Consider the following 11,941-nt stretch of genomic DNA (forward strand, 5'->3'; position numbering starts at 1 on the left):
GCCTCCATGGTGCCCGGTGCGGCGTCAGGGGCGGTCGAGGAAGTCCCGGACGAGCTTGACGAACTCGTCGGGGCGCTCTGCCATCGCCACGTGGCCGGTGTCGAGTTCGGCGTACTCGCTGCCGCGGATTCCCGCGAACAGCTCACGGTGGTTCTCGACGGGGATCGTCTGGTCGCGGGTCGCGCCGATGACCAGGGCGGGCGCCGCGATCCGGGGCAGCAGCGGGCGGATGTCGAGCCGCTTGACGAGGTCGATCTGCCGCAGCCTGTCGTCGGGCCGGCCCATGAACGCGTGCTGTTGTTCGACCGCGTCATGCCCGATCCGGTTGAGGAACGCGCGGCTGAACGCGGTGAGCGTCGCGAACCGTCCGAAGCTCTCGGGGCTGCCCGCGAGGCTTGACCAGGCGGTCATGTACTGCTGGACGTACTCGTCGCCCGCGTGGGACAGTCCCGCGACGGGCACCAGCCGCCGGACGAGGTCCGGGCGCAGCGCCGCGGCGGCCGCGGCGGTCGGGGCGCCGAGCGAGAACCCGACCACGTCCGCGGGGCCCGCGCCGAAGTTCTCGATCACGGCGTTGACCTGCCCGGCGAGCGTCTCGATGGTGAGCGGGGATCCGTCGTCCTCGGCGGGGTCGCCGCCGGAGAGGTCGGGCAGGAGGACGGTGCGGTGGTCGGTGAACGCGTCGAGCATCAGGTCCCACATCGAGGAGCCGGGGCCGACCCCGTGCACGAGGACGAGCGCGGGCCCCGATCCCACGACGCGGTAGGGGACGGTGGCGTTTCCAACGGTGAGCTTCGGCATGATGGGCCGTCCTTGGTGGTGTCGTTCCTGGACGCCGCCGACGCTGCCAGCGCCGTGCCGCGATGAGGAGCGGACGGCTTTGGCTAGGACAACCGGTCCCAGGCTCGGCCCTACGGACATCCAGGACGGAGCGGAATCATGGGGGCATGGAGATGGACCGCAAGGAGCTCGCCGACTTCCTCCGCCGCTCCCGCGAGCGGCTCCGCCCGCAGGAGGTCGGGCTGACGGCGGGCCCCCGGCGCCGCACGCCGGGGCTGCGCCGGGAGGAGGTGTCGCAGCTCGCCGGCATGTCGGCGGACTACTACATGCGCCTTGAGCAGGCCCGCAGCCCGCAGCCGTCCGCCCAGCTACTCGGTGCGCTGGCCCGGGCGCTGCGGCTGACGATCGACGAGCGCGACCACCTGTACGTCCTCGCCGGGCACCGGCCGCCCGCCGGGCCGTTCGCGGGCGAGTACGTCCGGCCGAGCATGCTGTACCTGCTGGACCGGCTGCACGAGACGCCGGCGCAGATCATCGGCGACCTCGGTGACCTGCTGGCGCAGAACGCGCTGGCCGAGGCCCTTTTCGGATGCGTCTGCACGGTGGAGGAGCCCGATCGGAACATCGTGTGGCGGTGGTTCACCGATCCGTTCGTCCGGGAGGCGTATCCGGAGGAGGAGCACGAACCGCACGGACGCCGGCACGTCGCCCAGCTGCGGGCCGCCGTCGCGCGCCGGGGCAGCGACGCGGCCGCGTCCGCCCTGGTCGAACGGCTGCACGCCGCCAGCGGCGAGTTCACCCGGATCTGGGACCGGCACGAGGTGGCCGTCGAGCGCACCGGCCGGATGAAGGTGGTGCATCCGGAGGTCGGCCCGATCGAGTTCGACACCGAGGCGCTGCTGACCCCGGCCGAGGACCAGCGGCTCGTCGTCTTCACGCCGCCGCCCGGCACGGGCAGCATCGAGTCCCTCGACCTGCTGCGCGTCATCGGCCCCGAGACGGCGCACCGCAGCCACCGCTGACCGGCGTCACCCGGCGGTGAGCCGCCACAGGGACGTGGTCTCGGCGGCGCGGGCCGCGTGGAGGGGGTCGTCGGGGTCGGCTGCGCGCGGGTGGCGCGGCGCGGTGTCGAGCCTGCCCGCGACCCGCAGGCCGGACGAGGCGATCATCTCCAGGAGTTCGTCCCGCGTGCGCAGGCCCAGGTGTTCGGCCAGGTCGGAGAGGATCAGCCAGCCCTCCCCGCCCGGTTCGAGGTGGTCGGCGAGACCGGACAGGAAACCGCGCAGCATACGGCTGCCCGGATCGTAAACGGCGTGCTCCAAGGGCGTGCTCGGCTTGGCCGGAACCCAGGGCGGGTTGCAGACGGCCAGACCGGCGCGTCCATCGGGGAAAAGGTCGGCTGGGACGACCTCGACGTGCACGCCCAGCCGGTCGACGTTCTCTTGGGCGCAGGCCAGCGCACGCGGGTCCTGGTCAGTGGCGACGACGTGCTCGATGCCCCGGCGAGCCAGTACCGCTGCCAAGACGCCCGTACCGGTTCCTACGTCGAACGCCGTTTTCGTGGGTGGCAACGGCGCCTCGCCCACCAGGTCGACATACTCGCCCCTGATGGGCGAGAAGACGCCGTAGTGCGGGTGGACGCGGTCGCCCCCCAGCGCGGGGATCGGAACGCCCTTCTCGCGCCATTCGTGTGCGCCGATCAGGCCGAGCAGTTCGCGCAGTGAGGTGATGTAAGGCTGGTCGTCCGTCCCGTAGGCCTCCGTACAGGCGTCCTGGACGTCCGGTGCTCGCCGTAGCGGAATCACGTGGCCGGGGTCGAACGGTATGAGCAGCATGCCGAGCGTCCGTGCGCGCTGGGCGCGTGCCTGCCGGTACAGGTGGAACGCCTGTGCGCGGTCTGGTTCGGGCTTGTTCCTGCGCCGCCGTGGGGGACGGTCGATCCGGCGCGCCATGGCCTTGAGGAGTTGCCGCGCGTTCTGGAAGTCGCCGCGCCACAGCAGCGCGGTGCCCTCGCATGCCAGGCGGTAGGCGTCGTCCGCGCGCGTCTCGTCGTCGGCGACCACGACGCGGCGGGGCGGGGGCGCGCCGCTCTCCGACCGCCAGCGGACGCGATGGTCCCGGCCGTCCTCCTGCCAGGAGATCTCGTCCACAGGGGTACCGTATCGGCGTGCGTCTACCTGGGCCATTGCATGCCCTTAACGAAGGCCTCGCCTTCCTGCTGGAACTCGTCGCCATCGCCGCGCTCGCCTGGTGGGGCTTCACCGCGAGCGGGAACGTGCTGGTCAACATCGTCCTCGGGCTCGGTGCCCCCGCCGCCGCGATCGTCCTGTGGGGGATGTTCGCCGCCCCACGGGCTCGCTTCACCGTCGCGCTGCCGCTCGTCCTGCTGGTGAAGGCCGTGGTGTTCGGCGCGGGCGCGCTCGCCTTCTACGGCGTCGGCCACGCCACGGCGGCCATCGCCTTCGCGGTGATCGCCTTGCTCAACACCGCTCTGGCGACCGCCGACCGCGACGCCCACTTCCGCACGGCCGCCAAGTGAGCCAGTACTTCCAGAATGGCGAGGAGGTGCTCTGGAATCCCGCGACCAGGGTCGCCGGGCTCTTCCTGGACATGGCGGAAGCCCATTCCCGCCTGCTCGGCGTCCCGTCCGGTCTCGGGCCGATGGAGGAGGACGAGTGCCAGGTGGACGTTCAGGCGTTCGCCCTGTTCACCGACGCGCTCGTCCGATACCACGCGAACTCCTCCCACATGATCCTCAGGTCGCTGATGGAGGGCTTCACCGCGATGGCGCTCGCGATCGCGGACAGCGCCGGAAGGCCCGTCGCGGCCGCCCGGGAAATGGCGGACGATCCCGCCGTCCGCCGCCTTGTCGACCTCGCTCACGAGAACGCGACCACCATGGCGCGCTAGGAGTCACTGGGCGAGATCGTCACTGGAAAGGTGTCCGGAAGTCTCGGCGAGTTCGTGCAGGGCCGCTTCTGAGGGGGACCCCGGTTCGGCCGCGTAGAGCATGAGGCGGCTGAGGTCGGGGTCGCCGGGCAGGTGCAGCGTCTCGAACGGCAGGACGAGCCGTCCCACCTCGGGATGGTCGATGCGGGCCTCGCCGTGCGTCAGGTCCGTGACGTGGTGCGCCGACCAGAGGCGGCCGAACTCCGGGCTCCGCTCCCGCAGGCAGTCGATGACCGCGTGCAGGTGCGGGTCGTCCGGGTCCTGGCCGGAACGGAACCGCAGGTAGGCGGCGTTCCGGCGGGCCACCGTCGGCCAGTTGCCGCCGAGCCGGGCCTTGTAGTCGGCGTTCAGGTGGATCTGGTGGGACCAGGTCCGCTCGTCCGGCGGGACGTTCGCGAGGTCCACGAACACGGCGGCGGTGAGCCGGTTCCACGCGACCACGTTCGTGTAGTGCCCGACGACGTACGCGGGGGCGTGCGTGAACGAGTCGAGCAGGTGCTGGAGCGGGGCCCGCAGGCGCGGAGGCGCGGTGACGGGCGCGCGGCGCGGCGGGTGGGCGAGCCGGTGGAGGTGGGCGTGCTCGTCGCCGTCCAGCCGCAGGGCCCGCGAGATCGCGTCCAGGACCTCGGTGGACACGCCGTCGGCCGTCCCCTGCTCCAGCCTGATGTAGTACGCGACGCTGACCCCGGCGAGCTGCGCCAGCTCCTCGCGGCGCAGCCCGGGGACGCGCCGCCGCGTCCCGTAGGAGGGCAGGCCGGCGTCGTCGGGACGCAGCCGCGCCCGCCGCGACTTGAGGAACTCGCCGAGTTGGCCGTTACGCGCCATGCTGCCGAGGCTATCCGGGGCCTCCGCGCGCATTACCGTTGTCCCCACTTGTCCTGGCATGTGGCGGGGGGCCGGATGTACCCACGACGGTTCGGGCCGTACGAGTTGCTGTGCGAACTGGGTGAGGGCGGCATGGGGGCCGTCCACCTGGGACGGGCGCCGGACGGGCGGATCGTCGCGGTGAAGACGATGAAGGGGCTCGTCGACCAGAGCGAGGAGGGGCGCCGCAGGTTCGAGCGGGAGATCACCGCGCTGCGCAAGGTCGACGCCCCCAACGTCGCCGCGTTCGTTGACGCCGACATCACGGCCCCGACCCCCTACCTGGTCACCGAGTACGTCCAGGGGCGTTCCCTGGACGCGGTCATGGCGGACGGACCGCTCGGGACGGAGGACCTCGGCCGGCTGGGGCTCGGGCTGGCCCGCGCTCTCGACGCCGTCCACGGGGCCGGGCTGGTCCACCGGGACGTCAAACCGGCCAACATCGTCATCGCGGGCGGTGAGCCGGTGCTCATCGACCTCGGCGTCGCCCACCACGTCGACATCACCCGCATCACCACCAGGCCGGTCGGCACGCCGCGCTACATCGCGCCCGAGGTCCTGAAGAACGTGAAGCCGACCTGGGAGGCGGACGTCTTCGGCTGGGGCGCCGTCATGGCCTACGCGGCGACCGGCCGGCCCTGCTTCCCGGGCGACTCGACGCCGGCGATCTTCTACCAGATCTTCCATGAGGAGCCCGACCTGGCGGGCGTCCCCGGCTGGCTGCGCGACATCGTCCACCGGGCGCTCGCCAAGGACCCGGCGGACCGGCCCTCCGTCCGGTCGCTCCGCGAGGCCGTGACCCGCCGGCCGCAGGTGGAGCAGCTCCAGGCCGCCTACGCGGAGGCCCGCGCCGCGCACGAGCACGCCCGTGCGGAGGGCATCGCGTTCGGCCTGCACGCGATCGCCGCCGCGGCGGGGGACCGCGTGCTGGCGGCGAGCAGCCTGCTGGACCAGGCGCACGCCGCCCGGGGCTCGGGCAGGCTCGACCGCGCGGAGCCTCTGTTCGAGGAGGCGCGGGACGCGTCCGCTGCCGTCGGGGCCCGGCAGGACGAGGGCTGGGCGCTGGACGGCATCGGTGTCTGCCTGCGTCACCGTGACGAGGACGGTCCTGCCGGCGAGGCCTTCGCCGCGGCGCTCGCCGTCGCCGAGGAGGTCGGCGACACCGTGCTGCGGGCATGGAACCTGTGCAACCTCGGCGACCTCGCTCTGCGGCGCGGTGACCGCAGGGCCGCCGCCGCCCGTTACGACGAGGCCCTGACCGCGTCCCTCGACCACCCTGAGATCCAGGTCGAAGCCTTGGTGGGACGGGCGCGCACCGCGTTGAAGCTGAAGGAGCACGAGACGGCGGAGTCACTGTTCGAACGCGCCGCTCGTGCCGCGGAGGGGATCGACCACCTTCGCCAGGCAGGTTGGGCCTGGTACGACCGCGGCGAGTCCGCCCGTGGGCGCGGTAAGCACGACCGGGCCAAGGATGCCCTGGAGGCCGCGCTTGCTATCGCCACCCGGATCGAGGACCGGCTGATGGAGGGCTGGACACTGTGCAAGCTCGCCGGGTGCCTCCGCGACACCGGCGCTAGGAGCGAGGCCATCGCCAGGTACGAGCAGGCTCGTGACGTCGCCGATTCCTTGGGCGACGCGAAGATGCGGCAGTACGCCGTCACCCGCCTGAACGCGCTGGCCTGAGGGCGGCGGGTCAGGCGGCCTTGGTCGTGATGTCGCCGTTGCTGGTGCTGACGTCGAGCCGGAACTGGGCGGACGGGTCGTTCGGGATGCCGAGCCGCCGGTCGCCGTCGCCGGTGTGCGTGCTCACGCGGTAGCGTCCCGCGGGCATGGTGACCGTGACCTCGCCGTTTTCGGTCTTCGCGCGGACGTTCTGCGGCGAACCGGGGGTCAGGGTGACGTCGCCGTTGTCCGTCTCGGCGTCGACGCCGCCCTTGAGGCCCCTCCCCCGGATCTCGCCGTTGTCCGTCCTGACCTTGATCGGCCCTGTGGCCCCGTCCAGGCGGATGGAGCCCGAATCCGTGGACACGTCCACCTTGCCCACCTTGGACAGGGTGATGGAGCCGTTCGATGTGCCGCCGGACACGGGGAGGCCGGCCGGGAGGTCGACCGTGTAGCTCACCGAGCAGCGGGAGCCGCAGCCGCTCAGTGTCAGGACACCGTTCTCGATCCGGTACGTGGGGCCCTCCGGCTTGTCACCACGGTGCTTGACCTTGCGGTGCAGGGACGCCTTGGACGAACCACCGTGCAGTGTCACACTGCCGGATCCGATGTGGTCCAGTCGCACAGCGGTGATTTTGCCCTTCAGCGCGGCGTCGTCCTCGTAGGTGGAAGCGAATGCCACGTCGCATGCGCTGAGTGCGGTCACGCTGACCGCGGCTAGGGCGAGGGCAGAAAGCATGCCACGCACAGCGATCCTCCTGGTCGATATGGATGAACGCTGCTGAGCCTAAGGAGACGGGCACCGGAAGGCCGTCACGCCAAGGAGCCAGGTTCGTCCTACCTCCCAGGTCGCTGAGCCTGCTACCGGGAGTGGTACGAACGGGCGGGGACTGGGTAGGCGCGTCCCGCGCAGCGAGGGTCTCTGTCATGACCGCACTCACCACCGCCGTGGCCGCTCCCCCAGAGCGGATGTCGTCACGGCACAAGCTGGTTCTTACTCTCTTGCTCGGCGCGCAGTTCATGCTCGCCATCGACTTCTCCATCCTGAACGTGGCGCTGCCCGTCGTCGGCAGAGGACTGGGCTTCGGACTGGACGAACTCCAGTGGATCGCTACGGCGTTCGCCCTCCCCGCCGCCGGATTCACGTTGCTGTTCGGTCGCGTGGCCGATCTGGCCGGACGGCGCCGGATGCTGCTCGCGGGCATGGCGCTGCTGGCCGGAGGTTCGCTGGTCGGCGGACTGGCCACGTCACCGGCGATGCTGCTCGTCGGGCGCGTCCTGCAGGGCCTGGCCACGGCGATCGCCACACCGGCCGCCCTGTCGCTGCTCACCACGTCCTTCCCGGAGGGGCCGCTGCGGACGCGGGCGCTCGGGCTCAGCGGCGCGCTGATGTCGGCCGGGTTCACCGTCGGCGCGATCCTCGGCGGGGTGCTGACCGACCTGCTGAGCTGGCGCTGGGCGTTCCTGGTCAACGTTCCGGTGGCGGTGCTGATCTTCGCGGTGACGCCCGCCGTGGTCGCGGAGAGCCGGTCCCGGGACGGGGCGAGGCTGGACGTTCCCGGCGCGGTGACCGTGACCGGCGGGCTCCTCGCCCTAGTCTACGGGATCACGTCCGCCGGGTCGGCCGGGTGGGGCTCCCCGGCCGCGCTCGGCGCACTGGTCGCCGCGGCGGTCCTGCTCACCGCGTTCATCCTGGTCGAGCGGCGGTCGCCGGCCCCGCTCGCGCCGCTGAACGTCCTCACCCGGCGCACCGTCACCTGGGGCAACGTGGGCGGGTTCGTCGCGTTCGCCACGGAGACGTCGCTGGTGTTCCTGATGACGCTCTACCTCCAGAAGGTCCTGGGCTTCTCGCCGCTGGCGACCGGGCTGGCGCTCGGCGTCCTCGGCGCCGGGACGTTCGCCGGAGGCGTCGCCGCGCCCCGCATCATGGGACGGTTCGGCGGCCGCGCGACGCTCGTGTCCGGGCTCGTGCTGCAGGCCGCCGCCACCGCCGCGCTTCTGGGCCTCGGGGACTCGCGCGGCGCCCTCGGCCTGCTGCTCGCCGCCACCGCGATCGGGGGATTCGGGAACCTCGTCGCGATCGTCGCCTTCATGGGGATCGCGACGTCCGGGCTGCCGGACGGCGAGCAGGGCCTCGCGACCGGGCTCGCCACGATGACGCAGCAGGTCGCGATCACCCTCGGCATCCCGGTGATGAGCGCGGTGGCCACGGCGAACGCGTCCGTCCTCGGCGGCGTCCACACGGCGACCGCCGTGAACGTCGCGATCGTCCTCGCCGGCGCGGCCCTCGCCGGGTCGTTCCTGCGCCGCTCGTAGGAGACGGCCATGAACCTCGAACTCGAAGGCAGGGTCTACATCGTGACCGGCGCGTCCGCCGGGATCGGCGAGGCGACCGCCGCCCTCCTGGCCCGCGAGGGCGCCCGGGTCGTCCGGGTGGCGCGCTCCCCCGTCGACGTGCCCGCCGACCTCACCCGGCCCGACGCCGCGCAGCACGTCGTGGACGTCGCGCTGGAACGGCACGGCCGCCTGGACGGCCTCGTCAACAACGCGGGGGCCCTCGAATCCCGGATCGGGTTCCTCGACGTCACCGACGCCCAATGGCACGCGACGTTCGAGCTGAACCTGCACGCGGCAGTGCGCATGGCCCGCGCCGCACTGCCCGCACTCATCGATCAGGGGGCCGGAAGCATCGTGCACGTCTCCAGCGAGGCCGCACGTTTCCCCGATACGCCGCTGGTCGACTATGCAGCGTCCAAGACGGCGCTGCTGTCGGTGTCCAAGACGCTGGCGGGGGAGTTCGGCCGCTGCGGAATCCGCTCCAACGTCGTCGCGCCTGGCCCGACCCGTACGCGCCTGTGGGACGAGCCCGGAGGGTTCGCCGACCAGTTGGCCGACCAGTACGGACTGCCTGTGGAGGAGGCGATCCGACGATTCGTCCAGGACGAACGGCGGCTCCCCACCGGACGCCTTGGCACGCCCCAGGACGTCGCACGGGTCATCACTTTCCTGCTGTCACCGCTGGCCGCCCAAGTCACGGGCGCCGAATGGGCCGTGGACGGGGGAGCGCTGCGGCAACTGTGAACGGTGCGTGCCGGACGTCACGGGCGTCCGGCACGCCGCCCCCTGGCGATACAGACCGGCGCGGGCCGGGTCAGGCCGGCACCTTGTCGAGGAACCCGGTCACCCGGTCGAACCTGCCGTCGTCGTCGAAGGTCGCCACGTCGAACCCGACCACGATCGCCTCGCCGCCCTCCGGGCCGAGTTCCCAGGTGAAGCGGGCCACGTTGTGGTGGGCGTCCACCGTCCCCGCGGCGCGGAACACCAGGCCGGGGAACTGCTGCTGCGCGGCGCCGACGAACGCGTCGATCGCCTCGCGCCCCTCGGCCACACCGAGCGGGTCGACGTAGACCGGGCTCTCCGTCCACAGTGCGTCGATCGCGGCGCGGCGCGCGGCCGGGTCGGTCTCGTTCCACACGGCCAGGTAGCGCTCGACCCGCTGCTGCACATCGCTCATGTCATGACTCCTGTCTGATCGTTCGGGTTCGTCGCCCCGATGACCTCTACGGTGCCGGGCCGGCGACGGAAGATCGATTACCTGGGAGGTCATGCCCGCGCGTCCGGTGGCCCGGCCGCGACGATGATGTCGGATTCCTGCCAGTGAAAACCCCTGACCATCGGTGATGCTGGAGGCATGCACGAGGACGTGGAAAGGTGCGTGCGGGCCGTCCAGTCGAAGGACGCCCGCTTCGACGGATGGTTCTTCACCGGGGTCGTGACCACCGGGATCTACTGCCGTCCGAGCTGCCCCGTGGTTCCGCCCAAGCCGGAGAACATGCGCTTCTACCCGAGCGCTGCCGCCGCCCAGCAGGCCGGGTTCCGGGCCTGTAAACGGTGCCGTCCCGACACTTCCCCAGGCTCACCCGAATGGAATCACCGCGCGGACGTCGTGGCCAGGGCCATGCGCCTCATCGCCGACGGCGTCGTCGACCGTGGGGGCGTTCCCGGCCTCGCAGCAAGGCTCGGCTACAGCACGCGGCAGATCGAGCGCCAGCTCAACGCCGAACTGGGCGCGGGCCCGCTCGCCTTGGCACGGGCCCAGCGCGCGCAGACGGCGCGGCTCCTCATCGAGACGACGCCCCTCCCCATGGGCGACGTGGCGTTCGCGGCGGGATTCGCCAGCATCCGCGCCTTCAACGACACCGTCCGCGAAGTGTTCGCGCTCACCCCGTCCGCCCTGCGCGACCGCGTCGCCAAGGGACATCCGCCCGCCGGGCCCGGTTCGCTGTCGCTGCGGCTGCCGTTCCGTGCACCGCTGTGTCCGGACAACCTGTTCGGGCATCTCGCCGCCACCGCCGTGCCCGGCGTCGAGGAGTGGCGGGACGGCGCTTTCCGCCGTGCCCTGCGGCTGCCCCACGGGCACGGCATCGCCACGTTGCGGCCCCAGCCGGACCACGTCGCCTGCACGCTCAGCCTCAGCGACCTGCGCGACCTCCCCATCGCGATCAGCCGCTGCCGCTGGATGCTCGACCTGGACGCCGATCCCGTCGCCGTGGACGACCTCCTCCGCACCGACCCCGTCCTCGCGCCGCTCGTGGACAAGGCCCCTGGGCGCCGAGTGCCCCGCACCGTGGACGCCCCCGAATTCGCCGTCCGCGCCGTGCTGGGCCAGCAGGTGTCGACGGCTGCGGCCCGGACCCACGCGGCGCGTCTGGTCACGGCCTACGGCGACCCCATAGACGACCCAGGCGGCGGGCTGACGCACCTCTTCCCGACCCCCGCCGCCCTTGCCGAACTCGACCCGGAGTCGCTCGCTTTCCCCAAGACCCGCCGCACCACCCTGATGACCCTTGTCGAAGCCCTCGCCAAGGAGGAGATCGACCTCGGCGTAGGGAGCGACTGGGACGAGGCCCGCGCGCGCTTGTCCGCCCTACCCGGCTTCGGCCCCTGGACAGTCGAGACCATCGCGATGCGGGCCCTTGGCGACCCGGATGCGTTCATCCCCGGCGACCTGGGCATCAGGGCGGCCGCCGCAACGCTCGATCTTCCCGTCACCCCTGCGGCCCTCACCCGACGCGCCGCACAATGGCGGCCATGGCGCGCCTACTCCGTCCAGTACTTGTGGGCCACCCTCGACCACGCCATCAACCTGCTTCCCGCGAACTGAAGGAACCGCTGTGGAAACAACGCACGTCGTCATAGAGAGCGTCGTAGGACCGCTCACCTTGGTCGCCACGGACGGCGGACTGTCCGGGCTCTACATGGAGATGCAGCGGCACCGCCCGTCCCAGGAGACGTTCGGCGCCCCAGGCGACCCTGAAGACGAGCCCTTCGCGACCGTCGCTGAACAGCTCAACGCGTACTTCGCAGGCGACCTGACCGAGTTCGACCTGCCGCTCCGCCTCCACGGGACGCCCTTCCAGGAGCGCGTCTGGGCCGCCCTGCAGGAGATCCCCTATGGCCAGACCATCACGTACGGCGAACTCGCCGTCGAGATCGGCAGCCCCACCGCGTCCCGCGCGGTCGGCCTCGCCAACGGGCGCAACCCGGTCGGCGTCATCGTCCCCTGCCACCGCGTCGTCGGCTCCACCGGCTCCCTCACCGGCTACGGGGGCGGCCTCGACCGCAAGCGGTACCTCCTCGACTTCGAGCGCAAGGTCCGGGCCACCGAGAACGCGCTGTTCTGACC

At 71.9% G+C, this 11,941-nt stretch carries 13 protein-coding genes; 8 read left to right on the top strand and 5 right to left on the bottom strand.

Features of this window, described 5'->3' with window-relative positions:
• Nucleotides 1-24: 24 nt before the first annotated feature.
• Entirely contained in the window at nt 25-801 is a 777-nt protein-coding gene (locus BJY14_RS21565; RefSeq protein WP_179845287.1) for an alpha/beta fold hydrolase, read from the bottom strand.
• Nucleotides 802-947: 146 nt separating this feature from the next.
• Between BJY14_RS21565 and BJY14_RS21570 the strand changes: the two genes are divergently transcribed.
• Nucleotides 948-1,802: a helix-turn-helix transcriptional regulator gene (locus BJY14_RS21570; RefSeq protein WP_179845288.1), complete on the top strand. Its 855-nt coding sequence runs from the start codon at nt 948-950 to the stop codon at nt 1,800-1,802.
• Nucleotides 1,803-1,808: 6 nt separating this feature from the next.
• On the opposite strand, the gene BJY14_RS21575 is transcribed toward BJY14_RS21570, so the two are convergent.
• Nucleotides 1,809-2,930: a methyltransferase gene (locus BJY14_RS21575; RefSeq protein WP_312879347.1), complete on the bottom strand. Its 1,122-nt coding sequence runs from the start codon at nt 2,928-2,930 to the stop codon at nt 1,809-1,811.
• Between the two features lie 35 nt (nt 2,931-2,965).
• Between BJY14_RS21575 and BJY14_RS21580 the strand changes: the two genes are divergently transcribed.
• Nucleotides 2,966-3,319, top strand: coding sequence for a YrdB family protein (locus tag BJY14_RS21580; RefSeq protein WP_179845290.1), 354 nt, complete (start codon nt 2,966-2,968; stop codon nt 3,317-3,319).
• Nucleotides 3,316-3,690: a DUF6086 family protein gene (locus BJY14_RS21585; protein WP_179845291.1), complete on the top strand. Its 375-nt coding sequence runs from the start codon at nt 3,316-3,318 to the stop codon at nt 3,688-3,690. Before BJY14_RS21580 ends, BJY14_RS21585 begins: the two co-directional genes overlap by 4 nt.
• A gap of 3 nt (nt 3,691-3,693) precedes the next feature.
• Here the strand turns inward: BJY14_RS21585 and BJY14_RS21590 are convergent, their stop codons facing one another.
• Nucleotides 3,694-4,554, bottom strand: coding sequence for a helix-turn-helix transcriptional regulator (locus BJY14_RS21590; RefSeq protein ID WP_246396019.1), 861 nt, complete (start codon nt 4,552-4,554; stop codon nt 3,694-3,696).
• Between the two features lie 75 nt (nt 4,555-4,629).
• Here BJY14_RS21590 and BJY14_RS21595 point away from each other — a divergent pair, with 75 nt between their 5' ends.
• The gene (locus BJY14_RS21595; protein ID WP_179845293.1) at nt 4,630-6,276 is read left to right on the top strand and encodes a serine/threonine-protein kinase; all 1,647 of its coding nucleotides are present in this window, start codon (nt 4,630-4,632) and stop codon (nt 6,274-6,276) included.
• Between the two features lie 10 nt (nt 6,277-6,286).
• Here BJY14_RS21595 and BJY14_RS21600 read toward each other — a convergent pair whose 3' ends face one another.
• A complete protein-coding gene (locus BJY14_RS21600) occupies nt 6,287-6,937 on the bottom strand; it encodes a DUF4097 family beta strand repeat-containing protein (protein ID WP_218905540.1) in 651 nt (216 codons plus the stop codon).
• 245 nt (nt 6,938-7,182) lie between these two features.
• Between BJY14_RS21600 and BJY14_RS21605 the strand changes: the two genes are divergently transcribed.
• Together BJY14_RS21605 and BJY14_RS21610 are read left to right on the top strand one after the other, a co-directional pair.
• Nucleotides 7,183-8,571 carry an MFS transporter gene (locus tag BJY14_RS21605; protein WP_179845295.1) on the top strand — a complete coding sequence of 463 codons (1,389 nt, stop codon included), beginning with the start codon at nt 7,183-7,185 and terminating at the stop codon, nt 8,569-8,571.
• Nucleotides 8,572-8,580: 9 nt separating this feature from the next.
• A complete protein-coding gene (locus BJY14_RS21610; protein ID WP_179845296.1) occupies nt 8,581-9,336 on the top strand; it encodes an SDR family NAD(P)-dependent oxidoreductase in 756 nt (251 codons plus the stop codon).
• Between the two features lie 70 nt (nt 9,337-9,406).
• Here the strand turns inward: BJY14_RS21610 and BJY14_RS21615 are convergent, their stop codons facing one another.
• Complete coding sequence (locus tag BJY14_RS21615; protein WP_179845297.1) at nt 9,407-9,769, bottom strand: nuclear transport factor 2 family protein; 363 nt, start codon at nt 9,767-9,769, stop codon at nt 9,407-9,409.
• Nucleotides 9,770-9,946: 177 nt separating this feature from the next.
• Between BJY14_RS21615 and BJY14_RS21620 the strand changes: the two genes are divergently transcribed.
• Together BJY14_RS21620 and BJY14_RS21625 are read left to right on the top strand one after the other, a co-directional pair.
• A complete protein-coding gene (locus BJY14_RS21620) occupies nt 9,947-11,419 on the top strand; it encodes an AlkA N-terminal domain-containing protein (RefSeq protein ID WP_179845298.1) in 1,473 nt (490 codons plus the stop codon).
• Between the two features lie 10 nt (nt 11,420-11,429).
• Nucleotides 11,430-11,939: a methylated-DNA--[protein]-cysteine S-methyltransferase gene (locus tag BJY14_RS21625; RefSeq protein WP_179841658.1), complete on the top strand. Its 510-nt coding sequence runs from the start codon at nt 11,430-11,432 to the stop codon at nt 11,937-11,939.
• Nucleotides 11,940-11,941 lie beyond the last annotated feature (2 nt).

The organism is Actinomadura luteofluorescens (genome assembly GCF_013409365.1).
Lineage (GTDB): Bacteria > Actinomycetota > Actinomycetes > Streptosporangiales > Streptosporangiaceae > Spirillospora > Spirillospora luteofluorescens.